Origin of the sequence: Enterobacter cloacae complex sp. 382A5, from assembly GCF_050031095.1 — a bacterium.
Classification (GTDB): Bacteria; Pseudomonadota; Gammaproteobacteria; order Enterobacterales; family Enterobacteriaceae; genus Enterobacter; species Enterobacter cloacae.
On the sequence record NZ_JBLGVK010000001.1, the window covers coordinates 2,121,005 to 2,137,819 of the forward strand.

General features: G+C 54.8%; 16 protein-coding genes. 9 read left to right on the forward strand and 7 right to left on the reverse strand.

What is annotated here, in order from left to right; genetic code table 11:
- Positions 1-17: 17 nt before the first annotated feature.
- The 5 genes from paaK to ACQG2G_RS10105 all read left to right on the forward strand — a co-directional run bounded on the left by paaK (position 18) and on the right by ACQG2G_RS10105 (position 4,119).
- Positions 18-1,334 (forward strand): phenylacetate--CoA ligase PaaK, encoded by a 1,317-nt coding sequence (gene paaK / locus ACQG2G_RS10085; RefSeq protein WP_061771649.1) that lies wholly within the window; start codon positions 18-20, stop codon positions 1,332-1,334.
- 136 nt (positions 1,335-1,470) lie between these two features.
- Entirely contained in the window at positions 1,471-2,403 is a 933-nt protein-coding gene (gene paaX / locus ACQG2G_RS10090; RefSeq protein WP_029883661.1) for a phenylacetic acid degradation operon negative regulatory protein PaaX, read from the forward strand.
- Between the two features lie 9 nt (positions 2,404-2,412).
- Entirely contained in the window at positions 2,413-3,009 is a 597-nt protein-coding gene (gene paaY / locus ACQG2G_RS10095; protein WP_029883660.1) for a phenylacetic acid degradation protein PaaY, read from the forward strand.
- Positions 3,010-3,046: 37 nt separating this feature from the next.
- The gene (locus tag ACQG2G_RS10100; protein ID WP_061771648.1) at positions 3,047-3,559 is read left to right on the forward strand and encodes a GNAT family N-acetyltransferase; all 513 of its coding nucleotides are present in this window, start codon (positions 3,047-3,049) and stop codon (positions 3,557-3,559) included.
- Between the two features lie 77 nt (positions 3,560-3,636).
- Complete coding sequence (locus ACQG2G_RS10105) at positions 3,637-4,119, forward strand: hypothetical protein (RefSeq protein WP_061771647.1); 483 nt, start codon at positions 3,637-3,639, stop codon at positions 4,117-4,119.
- 70 nt (positions 4,120-4,189) lie between these two features.
- Here ACQG2G_RS10105 and ACQG2G_RS10110 read toward each other — a convergent pair whose 3' ends face one another.
- From ACQG2G_RS10110 to ACQG2G_RS10120, 3 genes are all read right to left on the reverse strand, one after another.
- The gene (locus ACQG2G_RS10110) at positions 4,190-4,885 is read right to left on the reverse strand and encodes an alpha/beta fold hydrolase (protein ID WP_038419330.1); all 696 of its coding nucleotides are present in this window, start codon (positions 4,883-4,885) and stop codon (positions 4,190-4,192) included.
- 128 nt (positions 4,886-5,013) lie between these two features.
- Positions 5,014-5,730 (reverse strand): SDR family oxidoreductase, encoded by a 717-nt coding sequence (locus tag ACQG2G_RS10115; protein ID WP_062934396.1) that lies wholly within the window; start codon positions 5,728-5,730, stop codon positions 5,014-5,016.
- 270 nt (positions 5,731-6,000) lie between these two features.
- Positions 6,001-6,834 carry a MipA/OmpV family protein gene (locus ACQG2G_RS10120; RefSeq protein ID WP_248766864.1) on the reverse strand — a complete coding sequence of 278 codons (834 nt, stop codon included), beginning with the start codon at positions 6,832-6,834 and terminating at the stop codon, positions 6,001-6,003.
- 205 nt (positions 6,835-7,039) lie between these two features.
- Between ACQG2G_RS10120 and ACQG2G_RS10125 the strand changes: the two genes are divergently transcribed.
- From ACQG2G_RS10125 to ACQG2G_RS10135, 3 genes are all read left to right on the forward strand, one after another.
- Positions 7,040-7,717, forward strand: a complete 678-nt coding sequence (locus ACQG2G_RS10125; RefSeq protein WP_062857496.1) for a response regulator — start codon at positions 7,040-7,042, stop codon at positions 7,715-7,717.
- A complete protein-coding gene (locus ACQG2G_RS10130) occupies positions 7,717-9,105 on the forward strand; it encodes a sensor histidine kinase (RefSeq protein WP_248766865.1) in 1,389 nt (462 codons plus the stop codon). The genes ACQG2G_RS10125 and ACQG2G_RS10130 overlap by 1 nt, the downstream gene beginning before the upstream one ends.
- 171 nt (positions 9,106-9,276) lie before the next feature.
- A complete protein-coding gene (locus tag ACQG2G_RS10135) occupies positions 9,277-9,756 on the forward strand; it encodes an RrF2 family transcriptional regulator (protein ID WP_248766866.1) in 480 nt (159 codons plus the stop codon).
- Positions 9,757-9,814: 58 nt separating this feature from the next.
- Here the strand turns inward: ACQG2G_RS10135 and oqxB are convergent, their stop codons facing one another.
- Both oqxB and ACQG2G_RS10145 read right to left on the reverse strand, forming a co-directional pair.
- On the reverse strand, positions 9,815-12,967 hold the full coding sequence (gene oqxB, locus ACQG2G_RS10140; RefSeq protein ID WP_020688167.1) for a multidrug efflux RND transporter permease subunit OqxB: 3,153 nt from the start codon (positions 12,965-12,967) through the stop codon (positions 9,815-9,817).
- Between the two features lie 23 nt (positions 12,968-12,990).
- On the reverse strand, positions 12,991-14,166 hold the full coding sequence (locus ACQG2G_RS10145; RefSeq protein WP_013096739.1) for an efflux RND transporter periplasmic adaptor subunit: 1,176 nt from the start codon (positions 14,164-14,166) through the stop codon (positions 12,991-12,993).
- Between the two features lie 334 nt (positions 14,167-14,500).
- On the opposite strand from ACQG2G_RS10145, the gene ACQG2G_RS10150 reads away from it, so the two are divergent.
- On the forward strand, positions 14,501-14,863 hold the full coding sequence (locus tag ACQG2G_RS10150; RefSeq protein ID WP_023620848.1) for a helix-turn-helix domain-containing protein: 363 nt from the start codon (positions 14,501-14,503) through the stop codon (positions 14,861-14,863).
- Positions 14,864-14,911: 48 nt separating this feature from the next.
- On the opposite strand, the gene ACQG2G_RS10155 is transcribed toward ACQG2G_RS10150, so the two are convergent.
- Together ACQG2G_RS10155 and ACQG2G_RS10160 are read right to left on the reverse strand one after the other, a co-directional pair.
- Positions 14,912-15,742, reverse strand: coding sequence for an alpha/beta fold hydrolase (locus ACQG2G_RS10155; protein WP_248766867.1), 831 nt, complete (start codon positions 15,740-15,742; stop codon positions 14,912-14,914).
- 193 nt (positions 15,743-15,935) lie between these two features.
- Positions 15,936-16,709 carry an SDR family oxidoreductase gene (locus ACQG2G_RS10160; RefSeq protein WP_047023956.1) on the reverse strand — a complete coding sequence of 258 codons (774 nt, stop codon included), beginning with the start codon at positions 16,707-16,709 and terminating at the stop codon, positions 15,936-15,938.
- Positions 16,710-16,815 lie beyond the last annotated feature (106 nt).

Genomic DNA, 16,815 nt, shown 5'->3' on the forward strand with positions numbered 1-16,815 from the left:
AATGTGAGTACCCTGCGATGATAAATACAACAAAGCTTGATCCGATCGAAACCGCGTCCATTGACGAATTACAGGCGTTGCAGACCCAACGTCTGAAATGGACGCTGAACCACGCCTATAACAACGTGCCGATGTACAAACGTAAGTTTGATGCCGCGGGCGTTCACCCTGACGATTTCCGCGAACTGGCCGATATTCGCAAGTTCCCGTGCACCACCAAGCAGGATCTGCGCGATAACTATCCGTTCGATACCTTCGCCGTACCGATGGAGCAGGTGGTGCGTATTCACGCCTCCTCCGGCACAACCGGGAAACCGACCGTCGTGGGCTATACCCAGGGCGACATTGACAACTGGGCCAATCTGGTGGCCCGCTCCCTGCGTGCCGCCGGGGGCAGCGCGAAGGACAAAATCCATGTGGCCTATGGTTATGGTCTGTTTACCGGCGGGCTGGGCGCTCACTACGGTGCCGAGAGTTTAGGGGCCACGGTGATCCCGATGTCCGGCGGCCAGACCGAGAAGCAGGCGCAGCTGATCCGCGATTTTAAGCCGGATATGATCATGGTGACGCCCTCCTACTGCCTCAACCTGATTGAAGAGCTGGAGCGACAGATGGGCGGCGATGCCAGCGCCTGCTCCCTGCGCGTGGGCGTGTTCGGTGCCGAGCCGTGGACCCAGGCGATGCGTCATGAGATCGAAAAACGGTTAGGCATTACCGCGCTGGATATCTACGGCCTCTCGGAAGTGATGGGGCCGGGCGTGGCGATGGAGTGTATCGAAACCGCCGACGGCCCGACCATCTGGGAAGATCATTTCTACCCGGAGATCGTCAACCCGAACGACGGCACCCCGCTTAATGACGGCGAGCAGGGCGAACTGCTGTTCACCACGCTGACCAAAGAGGCGCTGCCGGTGATCCGCTATCGCACCCGGGACCTGACCCGTCTGCTGCCGGGGACCGCCCGCACCATGCGCCGCATGGACAGGATCAGCGGTCGCAGCGACGACATGCTCATCATCCGCGGAGTCAACGTCTTCCCGTCGCAGCTGGAAGAGGAGATTGTGAAGTTTGAGCATCTCTCTCCGCATTACCAGCTGGAGGTGAACCGTCGGGGGCATCTTGATTCACTTTCTGTAAAAGTGGAGCTGAAAGAGAGCAGTCTTTCGCTGACTCACGAACAGCGTTGTCAGGTCTGCCATCAGCTGCGTCATCGTATTAAATCGATGGTCGGGATTTCCACGGACGTCATGATCGTTAACTGCGGCAGCATCCCGCGCTCGGAGGGGAAAGCCTGCCGGGTGTTTGACCTGCGTAAAGTGGCGGCCAACGGTTGAATTATCCTCATTCTACGTTCCCTCTCCCACAGGGAGAGGGTGTATTGAGTTCCCTCTCCCTGTGGGAGAGGGTTAGGGTGAGGGTCTATCCAGGATTCGTATGCTATGATTCATCCAGGACAAAAACACCAACAGAATGAATCACATGAAACTCGACGCCTTTATCCAGCATGCGGTCAGTTCGGTTCCCATCAGCGGGACGTCGCTAATCTCTTCATTATACGGTGATGCGCTTTCCCATCGCGGCGGCGAGATTTGGCTTGGCAGCCTGGCCGCGTTACTCGAAGGGATGGGCTTTGGCGAGCGCTTCGTGCGAACCGCGCTGTTTCGCCTCAATAAAGAGGGCTGGCTGGATGTCTCCCGCATCGGGCGTCGCAGCTATTACCGCCTGAGCGACAAAGGGCTGCGTTTAACCCGCCGGGCGGAGAATAAGATCTACCGCGCGGAGCTGCCCGCCTGGGATGGCAAATGGCTGCTGCTGCTCTCCGAAGGTCTCGATAAAACCACGCTTGCCGATGTGAAAAAACAGCTAATCTGGCAAGGGTTTGGCACGCTGGCGCCCAGCCTGATGGCTTCGCCCTCGCAGCATCTGGCGGATGTGCAGTCGCTGCTTCATGACGCGGGCGTGGCGGAAAATGTCATCTTCTTCGAAGCCCATTCACCGCTGGCACTTTCCCGCGCGGCGCTGCGTTCCCGCGTTGAGGAGTGCTGGCAGCTGACCGAACAGAACGCGATGTACGAGACGTTTATTCAGTCGTTCCGTCCGCTGCTGCCGCTGCTGAAAGAGGCTACGCCGGAAGAGCTTACGCCGGAGCGTTGCTTCCACATCCAGCTGTTACTGATCCACTTTTATCGTCGTGTGGTGCTGAAAGACCCGCTGCTACCAGAGGAGCTACTGCCTGCGCACTGGGCGGGTCAAAGCGCACGACAGCTTTGCATCAACATTTATCAGCGTGTGGCACCGGGAGCGCTGGCGTTTGTCAGCGAGAAAGGCGAAACCTCGGTGGGTGAACTGCCCGTGCCCGGCACGCTTTATTATCAACGCTTTGGTGGTCTTGCGACCGCATAAGGAGTGAGGATGCCTGTTTATCAAATTGACGGTCTGACGCCGGTGGTGCCAGACGAGAGCTATGTCCACCCGACAGCGGTGCTCATTGGCGATGTGATCCTGGGCAAAGGTGTGTATGTCGGCCCCAATGCCAGCCTGCGCGGTGATTTTGGCCGTATCGTGGTGAAAGATGGTGCGAACATTCAGGATAACTGCGTAATGCATGGCTTCCCGGAGCAGGATACGGTGGTGGAAGAGGACGGCCATATCGGCCACAGCGCCATTCTGCATGGCTGTATTATCCGCCGCAACGCCCTGGTAGGGATGAACGCGGTGGTGATGGATGGCGCGGTGATTGGCGAAAACAGCATCGTCGGCGCGGCGGCGTTCGTGAAGGCGAAAGCCGAGATGCCCGCTAACCATTTGATTATCGGCAGTCCGGCGAAAGCGATTCGTGAGCTGAGCGAACAGGAACTGGCCTGGAAGCAGCAGGGCACGCGCGAGTATCAGGTGCTGGTGGAGCGCTGTAAGCTGACGATGCATCAGGTGGAGCCGCTGCGCGAAGAAGAGCCGGGACGCAAACGACTGACGTTTGATGAGAATTTACGGCCGAAATCGGCGGTGTAGCGGGGGGAATGTATATTACCGGGCAAGGGAGCATCCTGTGACGTTTCTTTTACGACAAGCAACATCAGCAGATTCAATATTACTCAGTGAACTGGGCTATCGCATCTATCCCGCGCACTTTAAGCATCTGTGGAAGTCGGAATCAGAGCTAAACGATTTTCTGAAGTCCGAATATTCTGTTGCGGCGATAGAACAGAGTCTGAGAGACAGCGGCACAAGCTGGTATGTGGCGGACCTTGATCAGCCGATTGGTTTCATGAAACTGACATGGGAAGCTACAATCCCTGATACCGACATCAGCGGTGTGCTTCTTAATAAACTCTATCTTGATCCGACCAAGACGAGTAATCACTACGGTCAGAGCATGTTTAGCCGCGTCATCGAACTTACCCGCAGTCATGGCAAAAAATTTCTGTGGCTCGAGGTGCTTGAACAGAATGAACGTGCCCGGCGATTTTATGAAAAGCAGGGGATGCGGTTTATCAAGGATACGGTTTTCGAAACAGCGTCGCAGCGGAGTGTATTGAAGATCATGGGAATGGAGTTATAGCTTTCCTTTGCTTATAGGGGGCGTTTCGTCTTCGTCAGACAGGGATTATTGGTTCTGAAAGAGGGATAGATCTGGCTATGCGGGCTCATCAACAGCACAAGTCACGTAAATTGTATCGTAGCGTCAACACGACGACACGACACTATTCTAACAACCCTGGCGCTGAGTATCGCTGGGAACGTAATCGTAAAAAATCCGGGGATGAGCTGCTGGTAACACGTGAAACCATGCACAGTGGACAAAAGCGAGGGCGTGACTACACGCCATTGTTTTACTTTTTGCTCAAACAGATTGGCAAGCGGTGGGATGACGTTTTCAGCGAAGTTTGTAGACGTCTTGATACTACCGAGCCTGTGTTCTGGTTAGTCGCGTTGCATGAGCCTCAGCAAAGGGATTTAGTCTGTATTGGCGATAGCAGCTTTTATCCGGGCCTGTTTGTTGACGAGAATGGCATTTTACAACAGGTTAACCCATCGATTAGTGCAAAGGATGTAAAGGTGACTTGCCGCTGCTGTACGCACACCTTTATTGGTGAGCCTGTGCCCTGGAGTGAGGAGTGAAATATGGGCTGTTGCGCTACATACCCTGATGAAGTAAGTCAGGATATTTGCCGGATAAACCCCCAATAATTTACGTAGCCGGGATCCATTCAACAATAGTTTTTGCCAACTCCCTGGGCTGTTCGAGCGGAATCATATGGCCGCAATCCAGAATGATTCTTAACGACGCATAAGGTATGGCTTCGACCAATTCTTCTGCCTCCTTCATCGAACGGATGGCATCATCTTCACTGGCGATAACCAGTGTTGGACAACGTATCGTTGCAGAAGGTATACCTTGCCTGGACAAGGATGATTGCGTGATGAAGGCTTCAAATCCCAGAGAGCATCCCATTTTCTGGATAGCTGAAATCATATCCTGATTTGATGTGTTTAGAGGGTGGAGTGACCGGGCAATAGCATGTCTGCTCAGCCCCTTAAACGTTGTGGGGGACAATGACTGCACGCTTTTCCGCTTTGCTTCAGCCTCTAACGGCGTATCTTCCCGTAAGGAACTGGCAATAAGCACTAAGGACTCTACACGTTCAGGGAATTCTGCTGCCAGTTGCCGGGCAATATACCCTCCCATCGAAAAACCTATCAAAGAAAATTTCTCAGGCAGAAGAGTAATCAAATGCTGCACTACATCATGAATGGTTCGTCCTTCAGTTACAGCTGCATGATGAACAATACAGTTTGACGGGAGGTATGTTTCAAATTCATGCCAAAGCATTTCATTCAGCATAAACCCTGGAATCAAAACGATTTTACGCGGCTTTAAACTCATAGATCTCGCTTAAATGCATCAGTGTATTTATTGGATTAGACAGGTTAAAAATATCTTACTAACTGCGACAATATCAAATTTCAGCCATGGGTAGGCGTTGTCTATTTCCACAGAGTTTCTGAACGTTTCTAACGTCCACCCAGGCTTCCTCCACCATCAACAGGCAGTACTACGCCAGTAATAAAACTCGCTTCTGGTGATAAAAGAAAGGCTATTGCTGAAGCCACTTCAGCAGGAGAACCCAGTCTGCCCATTGGAATTGTCGATAAAATACGTTGTTCTGCTTCACTTCCAACAGGTCGTGTTTTATGAAAAAGCTCTGTCTCTATTGGCCCTGGAGCAATCGCATTTGAGGTGATCCCGAATTGAGCAAGCTCTAATGCCCAGGTCCGTGTACAACCTACCAGAGCACTTTTTGCTGCTGAGTAAGCTGTTCGGTCAATCGCACCGTAGATGGCACGGCTACATACATTAACTATTCTTCCCCAGCCTCTGCTCTTCATGTTGCCGATGAGTGCTTGTGTTATTTGAACTGCCACCCGTACGTTTATATCCATGACATTCAGGAACGTTTGAATATCAATGCTTCCAAGTTGTTGAGGTAAGGCTACACCCACATTATTTACAATGCCGTGAATTTCGTGATTTTCGACTATTTTTAATAAAATTAAGTTAGTCTCATCAGCGCTACTCAGGTCAGCCGTATATAAAACCCCCGGAAAGCTGGCATCAACATTACGGGCAATACCCACAACCTGGTGACCCTGTTCTGATAATTTGTCACTGAGTGCTCTTCCTATCCCTTTTGTTGCACCAGTGATTAGATAAGTGCGATAAGGCCCCATATTAAAATCCTCAGTTTCGTTTGGCAGAATGAGAATCCAATGCTTACTGAAATCCCATTTTTTACTAACCCTCTATTAGGCTAGCAGAATAATTGCCAACGTTTGCTCCTCGCTCAAAACCGACGCTCACGCAGGAACAGAATGGCGTATTGGTACACATGCCAGCCTGCAATCATGACCTGTCAACCTGACGCGATACGTCCCTTATCCCTATCAAGTGCCGCCCCGTCATCTAACACGGGGCGGATGTTGGCATTCCATCCAACTAAATCAGAAACTGTACGTAACCTTCAAACTTCCCGTCGGCGAGGTTTTTCGCTGAACAATCGGGCTGTCGGCTGCATCCCCCATCAGCTGCGTAACGCCTGCGCCAGCAACCACGCTCCAGCGTTGGGTGAGCTTATGCGTCCAGTCGAGATTCGTTGACCAGGCATAAATTCCGGCTCCAGCGTCATATCGGGCAAACCCGGATGCGGCGGACTGGGATGCATTCACCCCGTAGTAAGTCTGCATGTACTTGCTGCTGCCCCAGCTACCGGTCAGCGACAGCGTCACCGCGTTGTTCGGTGAGGTAAAGAGCGGGCTGGAAATGCCGAAATGCAGCGCTTCGCCGTTGTCTCGCTCCGAAACCGGCACCTCTGCCTGTAATTGCAGATTTAGCCAGTCGGTCACTTTGTACCCCAGCCCTGGCACCACCAGAGCCGAACCTTTGATATCGCCCATACCGCGCAAATAATCGCTGCCGCCGCTGATCGAATCGCTGTCCACGTCCCGATCCTTACGGCCCGCGCGATAGCTCAGCGCCGCGCTGTAATCCAGGTTGCCGATGTTGTTGCCGTAACCGATCCCTCGCGTGGTGCTGACGAAGAATCCGTTATACATCGCGTAATCCACCACCACCGCCGTGGTGGCGCGGTTTTTATCCGAACCCGAATAGTGGGGCGCAATATCCACGCCTCCGCCTAAGGTCAACACGTTACCCTGTTGTTCTGCGGCCAGTACCGGGGTGGCCAGTAATGCCAGCAGCGCGCCTGGCACGATGTTCTTCAGACTGAGCCCCGGGAGCGAAAGGGGGAACGAGTGACGCAGTTCGATATGTCTCATTAAAGAAGTCCTTTTGGATTCAAATGATTACGTTACAAGCGGTGTTAATCGCCAGAGCGCCCAGTTTGAATGTCCACCCTAAGGTTCTTATGAGCTCAAAATGAAGAAAGACTGAAGCAGATGCCGATGATGCAAAACTGTTAAATTACCTGTTACCGTCTCTTTCTTAAGACGTTCTTCATTCACGGTTGATAAAGTTGCCCTTGTGAAAATATTACTTATTGAAGACGACCTTGATCTCGGCAATGGCGTGCGTATTGCCCTTGCAGATCAAGGATTAGATGTCATATGGGTCCGCCGCAAAGAGGATGCGCTGCATCAACTTGCTGTCTGCGCGCCTGAACTTATTCTGCTCGACCTGGGGCTGCCGGACGGCGATGGCATGAGTCTGATGGCGTACGTACGTCAGCAGCTAAAAGGCATCCCCGTTATTATCCTGACGGCGCGAGGAACGCTGCAGGATCGCCTGAGCGGGCTGGATGCCGGGGCGGATGATTATCTCGTTAAACCGTTTGTGCTCGCCGAGCTGCTGGCCCGGGTGAGGGCGCTTGCGCGACGCAGCTATGGTTATCAGAACGAGGCGGTAGAAATCAGAGGATTATCCCTGCATGTGCCGACGCGTCGCGTCACGGTGAGTTCCCGCCATATTGAGCTGACGGCCAGCGAATACGCGCTGCTTGAAACCCTGATGTTGCGTGCTGACCGCGTGCTTACGCGCCGTTTTCTGGAAGAAAGGATCTTCGGTGCGAAAGAAAACATGAGTAATGCGCTTGATGTGCATATGGGGAACTTGCGTCGAAAAATTGGCGACGGCTATGTACGAACGGTGCGGGGCGTCGGGTATGTCATTGACACCGTTGCGATTCAGAAGGGAGCATATTGATGCGAAACCTGTGGCATTTCCTGCGGGTGCCCACGCTGGTGCGGCGAATCATGGTCGCTCAGATGCTTCTGCTGACACTGCTGTGGTGTCTTTTTTTAACCTGGATGCTGTGGGATGACTTGCGTAGCCCCCCGATCCTGACCGGCGATAAGACATATAAAACCCTATTTACCCTTGTTGAACGCATGGAAGGGCGTGCGCAGGAACGAAGCGAGGTGCTGGAGCAGTTCAGCCAGGCGTTGCGGGAAGATTACGGCGGAGGGGACGATGCGGGACTCTCCATCACCATGATTATTCGCAAACATAACGCAATACTGTATGCCTCTGCTGGCGCACCGATAGGCGTGAAAAATACCCGGTTGGGGAAGATTGAGCGAATTCACAGCGACGGGCGTAGCTGGACAAGCCGCACGCTAAAATCCGCGAATTCCGACGTGGAGGTGACGCTGGTGACGCCTGCAGCGGGGTGGAATTTCTTTATCTACCTCAACTCGCGTGGCTACTACATCATGCCGCTGCTGGTGTGTATTCCTTTTCTGCTGTTTCCCGCATGGCTGTCCATCCGCATCGCTATGCGCCCGTGGAACAACGTCGTGAATGAAATTGCCTCACGCGCGCCAGAAGATCTCTCTCCGTTAAAGGCGGTTCCAACGCACCGGGAGCTTAGCCAGATGGTGAATGCGATTAATCAGTTCCTTGCCAGGGTGCGAGAAAGCACGGAAAGGGAGCGGGTATTTATTGCCGATGCCGCTCACGAACTGCGCACGCCGCTGGCTGCGATGCGAATCAATGTGGAGGCGTTGCAGGCCTACGTCAGCAGTGATAATCAACAGGCGCTACTTGCAGGGATTATTCGCAGCAATAGCCGGGCGGCACGTCTGGTTAATCAGCTTTTGCTGATGATGCACAGCGAAGCAAGCGTGGATACGGCGATGGAGCCGGTGCCGCTTACGACGCTCATCCAGGAGCGCATGGCGGTGCTGGCACCGCTCGCCGCGGAACGTAATATTGAGCTTGAATTCTACGCTCTGGAAGAAAGCTGGGTGAGCGGTGTCAGAGAACGTCTGATGTCGCTTATCGATAACGTGATTGAAAATGCCATTAAATACAGCCCGCAAGGCGGGCGGGTGGCGGTCGATCTCTTTTCGGCGGAGACGTCCACTCAATTCAGCGTCTCCGATGCCGGGCCGGGTATTCCGGTTGCGTTGAGGGAACGGGTGTTTGACCGGTTTTTCCGCGATCCGAATCAGGTGCAGAACGGGAGCGGGCTGGGTCTGGCCATCGTTAAAGCGGTGGCGCAGCAGCACAACAGCAGCGTGAGGCTGAGTACCTCTGCTGACGGTGGGCTCAGGGTGACGGTGGATTTCCCCAACCCGGCGTTTGCCTGAGGAAAACGGGAGGGTGATCCCATTTCGTGCGCGATGGAAACTCTTTTTTACGGGGCGGGTCAAAGTAGATAGCTTCAAAATAATTACGGTATTTGTTATATTGTTGCTTATTGATTATTCACCTCTGCGGTGCCAAAAAGAATAAGATTCACCGCAACCCAGGATACGTAAATGTTAGATTACCGCTTCCCGACAGCTTTGCAGATGGTTCTCAGCGTAGCGATGGCGGAGCAATTGGGTGAACGTTCGACGAGTGCGATTCTGGCTTACGGCCTGGAAGCGAATCCGAGCTTCATCCGCAAACTGATGGTTCCCCTCACGCGTGACGGTATTATCGTCTCAACGCTTGGTCGCAACGGCTCAATTCATCTTGGCCGCCCGCCGGAACAGATCACCCTGCGTGATATCTACCTTTCTGTTATAGAAGACAAAAAGCTGTGGGCGTCGCGCCCCGACGTACCGGCGCGCTGCGTGGTGAGCGCGAATACGTGCTGGTACTTTAAATCCATCGCTGATGAGGCCGAGCAGGCATCCCTCGCGGTCTTAGCCGGTCATACCGTGGCAAGCGCGCTGGAAGAGCTCAAGAAAGCGGATACCAGCGGGTGCGATCCGGTGCCCGAACTGATTGCCCAGTACAAGAAAGCGCATTAATGGCTGCATAAAAAAACCGCCTTCATCGTGAAGGCGGTTTTTTGTTATCTGCAGCGTATTACGCGGGCAAGACCTCTCTTTCCACTTTGCCGCGCGTGACAAATTTACGCAGCGTCACGTAAAACACCGGCGTCAGGAACAGGCCAAACAGCGTTACGCCCAGCATACCGGAGAATACCGTGATCCCGGTGACGCCGCGCACTTCTGCACCCGCACCGTGGCCGAGGATGAGCGGGATGGTCCCGGCGATAAAGGCGATGGAGGTCATCACAATCGGGCGTAAACGCAGGCGGCACGCTTCAAGCGCCGCTTCCATTATACCTTTGCCCTGGATTTCCAGCTCGCGGGCGAACTCCACGATAAGAATCGCGTTTTTACACGCCAGCCCCATCAATACCACCAGACCCACCTGCACAAACACGTTGTTATCACCGCCGGTCAGCCAGACGCCAAACAGGGCAGAGAGCATCGTCATCGGCACGATAAGGATCACCGCCAGCGGCAGCGTCCAGCTTTCGTACAGTGCCGCCAGTACCAGGAACGCCAGCAGAACCGCGACCGGGAAGACGATTAACGCCGTGTTCCCCTGAGTGGCCTGCTGGAAGCTCAGATCCGTCCACTCGATATTCATCCCGTTCGGCAGAATCTGCTTAGACATCCCCTCCAGTTGCGTCATCGCCTGGGTAGAGGAGAGGACGCGCGGGTCGGCATCGCCAATCAGGTCCGCCGCCGGATAGCCGTTGTAGCGGATCACCGGATCGGGCCCGTAAGTGGTACTGATATTGACCATACTGCCAATCGGCACCATCTCACCCTGGTTATTACGGGTGCGCAGATTCGCAATATCTTCCACGCTGTCGCGGTACGGCCCGTCGGCCTGCGCCATCACACGCCATGTGCGGCCGAACTGGTTAAAGTCATTCACATAAGACGATCCCAGATAGGTTTGCAGCGTCCCGAACAGATCGGTCAGCGACACGCCCTGGGCTTTGGCCTTATCCCTGTCGACCTGCACATCCAGCTGCGGAACGTTCGCCTGGTAGGTGGAGATAGGGAAGTGCATTCCCGGCGTCTGCATAATTGCGCCCGACATGGTGTTCACCGCGTTTTGCAGCGCACCGTAGCCCAGACCGGCCCGATCCTGGATGTACAGCGAGTAACCCGACCCCTGACCTAGCCCCAGAATAGGCGGCGGCAGAATGGAGAAGCCAAAGCCCTGCTGGATTTGCGCGATTTTGGCGTTGATCTCGGCGTTAATTTCCGCCGCCGTGTGTTTACGCTGATCAAACGGTTTCAGGCCAAAGAAGACCGTCCCGGTATTCGGCGTATTGGTGAACTGCAGCGCATTCAGCCCCGGGAAGGCGACCGCATAATCCACGCCCTCGGTGTTCATACCGATTTCGCTCATTTTGCGGATCACCGCATCGGTACGTGCCAGCGATGAGCCTTCCGGCATTTTCACGCCGCCAATCAGGTACAGCTTATCCTGAGTGGGAATAAACCCGCCGGGTACGGCTTTAAACATCACGCCTGCGGCACAGAGCAGCAGCACATAGACCACAAACACCGCACCGCGTCGTCCGAGCGTTTTGCCCACCAGCCCCTGATAACCGTTCGAGCTACGGTGGAAGAAGCGGTTGAACGGACGGAAAATCCAGCCGAACAGGCGATCGATAAGCCGGGTAGGGAGGTCCTTCGGCGCGCCGTGCGGCTTCAGGAGCAGGGCGGCCAGCGCAGGCGAAAGCGTCAGCGAGTTAATGGCGGAGATCACCGTTGATATCGCAATCGTCACCGCAAACTGCTTGTAGAACTGACCCGTAACCCCCGAAAGAAATGCCATCGGCACGAACACCGCGCACAGCACCAGCGCAATCGCGATAATCGGCCCGGAGACTTCACGCATCGCCTGATGCGCTGCCGCCAGCGGCGCAAGCCCCTCTTCGATGTTTCGCTCGACGTTTTCCACCACCACAATGGCGTCGTCCACGACGATACCGATCGCCAGCACCAGCCCGAACAAACTCAGGGTGTTAAGCGAAAAGCCCAGCAGATAAAGAACGCTGAACGTGCCCACCACCGAGACCGGCACCGCGATCAGCGGAATGATCGACGCACGCCAGGTTTGCAGGAACAGAATGACCACCAGTACAACCAGCACCACCGCTTCCAGCAGCGTCTGCACGACCGCGCGAATGGAGTCACGCACGAATACCGTCGGATCGTACGGTGCCGCCCATTTCATGTCTTCCGGGAAACGGGTAGACAGTTCTGCCATTTTAGCGCGCACCGCGTTAGACAGATCGATAGCGTTCGCTCCCGGCGACTGGAAGATACCAATCCCGACCGCGTCTTTATTGTTGAGCTGGGAGCGCAGCGCATAGCTACCGGAGCCCATTTCAATGCGCGCCACATCGCGCAGGCGCACCAGTGAGCCGTCCTGCGCGGTTTTCAGGATAATATTGCCAAACTCTTCTTCAGTATGCAGACGACCCTGCGCGTTAATGGAGATCAGGAAATCGCTCTCTTTCGGCAGCGGCTCGGCGCCCAGCTGTCCGGCGGACACCTGCACGTTTTGTTCCTGCATTGCCGTTACCACGTCCGAGGCGGTCAGGCCGCGTGCCGCCACCTTATTCGGATCCAGCCAGACGCGCATCGCGTATTCGCCCGAGCCAAAAATCTGGATTTGGCCGACGCCGGGCAGACGCGCCAGTTCATCCTTCACTTTCAGCGTGGCGTAGTTACGCATATAGAGTGAATCGTACTTACCGCCGGGCGAAAACAGATGCACCACCAGCGTCAGCGTCGGCGACTGTTTCTGGGTGGTGATACCCAGACGGCGAACGTCTTCCGGCAGGCGCGCTTCGGCCTGTGACACGCGGTTTTGTACCTGAACCTGGGCCTGATCCGGGTCGGTTCCTGGGCGGAACGTGACGGTGGTCACCAGTACGCCGTCGGAGCCGGCGACGGACTTCATGTACATCATGTTTTCAACGCCGTTGATCGCTTCTTCCAGCGGCGTCGCCACGGTCTCTGCAATCACCTTCGGGTTGGCGCCGGGATACTCCGCGCGCACCTGCACGCTTGGCGGCACAACGTCAGGGTATTCGCTCACCGGCAACAGCGGGATGGCGATTAAGCCTGTGATAAAAATCAGTATCGACAGCACCGCGGCGAAGATCGGCCTGTCGATAAAAAAGCGGGAAAAGTCCATGGGTCGGATTCTCAGATAAGGGATCAGTTAAGGGCGGCGCGGGTGGTCATGGCAACGGTTTTCGCGTTAACCGGCATGCCCGGCATAAACACTTTTTGTAAACCGTCGACGATGACTTTATCGCCAGGCTTCAGCCCCTGCTGGACGATACGTAAACCGTCGGCCAGACGCCCTGGCGTAATATCACGACGCTGCGCTTTACTCTCTTTATCAACGACATAGACATACTTACGATCCTGATCGGTCAGCACCGCTTTGTCGTCGATAAGCGTGGCCTGGAACTCCGCGCTGCCCGGCAGGCGGACGCGGGCAAACAGTCCCGGCGTGAACTGACGCTGTGTGTTATCCAGCAGCGCGCGCATGCGGATGGTGCCGGTACTGGGTGTTAACTGATTATCAAGAAAATCGACTTTGCCCTGATGGGGATAGCCATCCTCGCCCACCAGCCCAATCTCAACCGGTAGCGCCTGGTGAGTGCTGGCGGCACCTTGCCCGCTGAGGGCGAGTTTTTGATAGTGAAGGTAAGTTGACTCATCCACGTCAAAGTAGACGTAAACCGTCTTCTGCGAGACCAGCGTGGTGAGCACGCTGGCGCTGTCACCGGCGGTAACGAGGTTCCCGCTGGTGATCAACGCGCGGCTGGCGCGCCCGTCGATAGGGGCGGTCACTTTAGTGAAATCCAGGTTCAGCTGCGCGGCATCCACCGCCGCCTGTGCGGCGCGAATGTCGGCCTGGGCCTGGACGGCAGCAGCGCGGCGCTGCTCCCACTCTTCACGTGAGACCAGATGGGTATTGACCAGTTTATCGGTACGGTTTGCCTCGCTTTGCGCCAGGCTGGCCTGCGTTTTGGCTCTTGCCAGCGCTGCCTGCGCCTGTTCCAGCGTGGCGCGATAGGTTCTGTCATCGATCGTGAACAATACCTGGCCTTTTTTGACCTCCTGACCGTCGGTGTAATTCACTTTATCAATGTAGCCGGAGACGCGGGGGCGGAGCTGTACGCTTTCCACCGCTTCGATCCGGCCATTAAAGCTATCCCACTGGCTAATGGATTTGACGACCACGTCAGCGGCGCTGACGGTGGGCGCTTGTGGCGCGGCATTTTGCGCGACACCCTCGTCACACCCGACGAGCAGGGCGGAGAGTAACACCGCGCCCAACGCGTTCAGATGAAAATTACCCCAGGTTTTTTGCAGGCTCATTATTTTTATTCCGGTAGTTGTAGCCGCCGGGCAAGACGCAACGGGGGACGCCGCGCCACTTCCTTTGTCCGGGCTGGCTTAAGGCCATTTGTGTCGTTCATCGCCACAAAACTGTAACAATTGTGAATACACTATCGCGGCGATTGTAGGTAGGCGCTAAATTTAGTGCAAGAATAATTGTTGCACTTTATGTGCTATTTGTGGCCGGGGAAAAAGGCGCGTTTTCGGCAGGGATTTAAATGCAACAATAAAACTTGCATTTAACATCAAAACGGGCCATCTTTAAATGCAACAAACAAAGGTGCTTTTTACTACGTGGCGTGTGGGGGAGAAGATGGACACTGGCGCATTTATTCACGATCTGCTCGACTGGATCGATAACAACCTGGATAGTCGTCTGGACATTGAGACCGTATCAAAGCGTGCAGGCTATTCAAAATGGCATCTTCAGCGGATCTTCAAAGAACACACGGGTTACCCTATTGCCGAGTATATCCGTGCGCAGAAACTTCAAAAATCGATGGAGCGGTTAACCCATAGCGATGAGCCGATCCTGAACGTGGCGATTGCGTTGGGCTTTGACTCCCAGCAGTCTTTCAACCGCAGCTTTAAGCGTCAGTATGGTCAGGCGCCGGGGGCATGGCGTCGCAGCATTGTCAGCCCGAAAACGCAGCATCTATGCCGAACATCCCCCTAGCCTGGGCGGGAACCGTTTTGCTCCCGCCTGAGGGGGTAATGTGCGGGGTTAACTGTTTATAAAGGCGAGAAGATCGACATTGACCTGATCGGCATGTGTCGTTGGGATACCGTGAGGCGCGCCTTTATAGGTATGCAGGGTTCCGTTTTGGACCAGCTTGACTGACATCGCGCCGGAATCTGCATACGGCACCACCTGATCGTCATCCCCATGGATGACCAGAACAGGGATGGATATCCCTTTGAGGTCTTCCGTAAAGTCAGTCTGCGAGAAGGCCACAATCCCATCGTAATGCGCCTTGGCGCTTCCCATCATCCCCTGACGGTACCAGTTATAGATGACCGCTTCGGAAGGCTTCGCCCCCGGACGATTAAATCCATAGAACGGTCCCGCGGGCACGTCATAATAAAACTGAGGACGATTCGCCGCCAGCTGGGCCTGAAAATCATCAAACACTGACTTTGGCGTACCCTGAGGATTACTCTCCGTCTTCACCATCAGGGGCGGTACAGCACTGATCAGTACGGCTTTGGAAACTTTGTCTTCACCGTGCCGGGCGATATAACGCACCACCTCACCGCCGCCGGTTGAATGCCCGACATGCATCGCACCCTGTACGCCAAGATGTTCCACAACGGCGGCCACATCGTCAGCGTAGTGATCCATATCATGGCCGTCCCACACCTGATCTGAACGCCCATGACCGCGACGGTCATGGGCCACAACGCGAAATCCTTTATTGACGAAGAACAGCATCTGGGCGTCCCAGTCATCACTGCTTAGCGGCCAGCCGTGATGGAAAAAGATCACTTTCCCGTCTTTTGGACCCCAGTCCTTGTAGTAGATATTGACGCCATCGCGAGTTGTTACATAACCCATGATTATTCTCCACTCAGATAGACAGATTGCATGAAAGGCAGAAATGAAATGCGGTATACGGCCCGACTCCGCCGCGAATTAAGAAGTGTAGTTCATACGCTGGCCGTCTGGGTTAAGGCTCAAGCGAAGCACGGGTGATGCGGCTGGTGGGGGGAGGCAGACGCCTGTACCAGAACAGGCGCCCGGGTCAGTCTTATTTTGTGGTGTAACCCCCGTTAACCAGAATGGTCTGGCCGGTCATCCACCATCCTTCACTCACCAGAAAGCGAACCCATGGCACGATATCGTCGATATCGGTCAGGCCGGTTTTGCTGAAGGGGGAGAGCGCTGCGGCGGTTTTGTGATACGCCACTGCATCTTCACCCTCGGCGGGATAAAAGAAGGGGGTATCCATCGGACCCGGCCCGATTGCAGTCACGGAGATCCCTCTTTCGCCAAGTTCCTTTGACGCGGCGCGGGTGAAATGTTCCACGGGCGCCTTCATGCCAGCATAGGCGGCGTAAAACGGCGTGTAGGCGCCCAGCAGGGAGGTGACCAGGGTGCAAATCTTGCCGTTATCGTTAACGTGCCTGCCGGCTTCTTTCAGGAAGAAAAATGCCGCTTTCGCATTTACGTTGCTCATTTCATCAAACTCTTCCTCAGTGACCTCGGCCATGGGTTTTTTCAGTACCTTGCCGACGGTATTAATGGCGATATCTGGCTTCCCGACAGCGGCCACCACATCGCTGAAGAGTTTTTCCATCGCGGCGGCTGAGGTCAGATCAGCCTGAAAGGCATGCGCTTGTGCGCCCGCCGCCCGGATGGCCTGTACGGTCGCCTCAGCGTCCTGTTGCGTGGCGGCACTGTTGTAATGAATGGCGATGGCTCGCGCGCCATGCCGGGCGAAATCCCGGGCAATCAATCCCCCCAGATTTTTCGCACCGCCGGCAATCAGCACAGTTTTACCGGTCAGAGTATGGTCGGTCATAAGAAGGCTCCTTATCATGGATTAGCCGGGAAAACCCCGTACAGCCATCTTACTGTCTCGGTTTTGATTATTAATCCTGCTATTCTGAATGAACTATCCATGAAAA